We start from the raw sequence: 1,506 nt of genomic DNA, 5'->3' as shown, positions 1-1,506 counted from the left end.
TATTTAATTGCAGTTTATTTGAGCCTGTGAAAAAAAGTCTGTAAATTACAAATAATAGCAGCTTTCTATGATAAAATAAATATATCATGGGAGGCTGTTTTTATGGTGAAAAGAAAAGAAAGATTAAGCGAAGGAAAAAAGAATATCATAGCAGATTTAATTAGAGAATATGACATTCAATCTGCAGAAGATATTCAAGATGCATTAAAAGACTTACTCGGAGGTACAATTGAAAGTATGTTAGCAGCTGAGTTGGACAACCATTTAGGCTATGATGAATATGAACGTAGCGATAGTTCTAATGCGCGCAATGGGAAGAAACAAAAACAAATACGCAGTAAGTATGGCGAAATGACAATTGATGTTCCACAGGACCGCAACAGCTCTTTTGAACCGAAGGTTGTTAAGAAGAGACAAAAGGATATTTCCAACATTGAAGATAAAATAATTTCAATGTATGCCAAAGGTCTTACGACCCGTCAAATTTCAGATCAGGTTGAAGATATATATGGTTTTGAAGTTAGCGAAGGAATGGTTTCTGATATTACCGATAGGTTGCTACCGGAGATTGAAGATTGGCAACAACGCCCACTTTCACAAGTTTATCCAATAGTTTATATTGATGCTGTACACTTCTCTGTAAGGGATAATCATGTTATTAAAAAGTTGGCTGCTTATGTTATTCTTGGGATAAATGAAGAGGGAAGAAAAGAAGTTATTAGTATTCAAATAGGTCAAAATGAAAGTAGCAAGTATTGGCTTAGTGTGCTAAATGAGTTGAAAAATAGAGGGGTAAGAGATATCCTGATTCTTTGCGCTGATGGGCTTTCTGGAATTAAAGAGTCTATCAATGTAGCTTTTCCTAACACCGAATACCAACGATGTATAGTGCATCAGGTCCGTAATACTTTGAAGTATGTTGCAGATAAAGATAAAAAGGAATTTGCTGCAGATCTAAAAACTATATACCATGCACCAGCTGAAGAGCAAGGACATGCTCGTATGATTGAAGTTACTGAAAAATGGCACGAACACTATCCTAATGCAATGAAAAGCTGGTCTGCTAATTGGGATGTTATAAGTCCTATATTTAAGTTTTCTGCTGATGTACGTAAGGTTATCTACACAACTAATGCTATTGAAAGTCTTAACAGTACTTATCGTAGATTGAATCGTCAGAGAAGTGTATTTCCAAGTGATATCTCGTTGCTAAAAGCATTGTACTTAGCAACTTTTGAAGCCACAAAAAAATGGAGTTTACCACTTAGAAACTGGGGCAAAGTTTATGGAGAACTGTCCATAATGTATGAAGGAAGACTTCCTTAAAGCCTACGGCTAATATATAAAAAAATACACCCGGTTTAAAGGGTGTTCTTGACATGTAATTTATTTACTATTATATTAAAATTAAGGCATGGTAGCTACATCATGACCTCCATGCCTTTAAAATAATTATCATAGAAAGCTATTACAGAAATAATTTCACACTCTCTTTTTTATATTATT

The 1,506-nt window shown here is 34.3% G+C and carries 1 protein-coding gene; it reads left to right on the top strand.

Annotation, left to right across the window (positions count from 1 at the left end; all coding sequences use genetic code 11):
• The first annotated feature begins 105 nt into the window (after positions 1-105).
• On the top strand, positions 106-1,326 hold the full coding sequence (locus tag IO99_RS18020; protein WP_198028610.1) for an IS256 family transposase: 1,221 nt from the start codon (positions 106-108) through the stop codon (positions 1,324-1,326).
• The last annotated feature ends 180 nt before the right edge of the window (positions 1,327-1,506 follow it).

This window comes from Clostridium sulfidigenes, assembly GCF_000732635.1.
GTDB lineage: Bacteria > Bacillota > Clostridia > Clostridiales > Clostridiaceae > Clostridium_J > Clostridium_J sulfidigenes.
The sequence above is the reverse complement of the archived record's forward strand: the minus strand, read 5'-3'. Positions and strand labels throughout refer to the sequence as shown.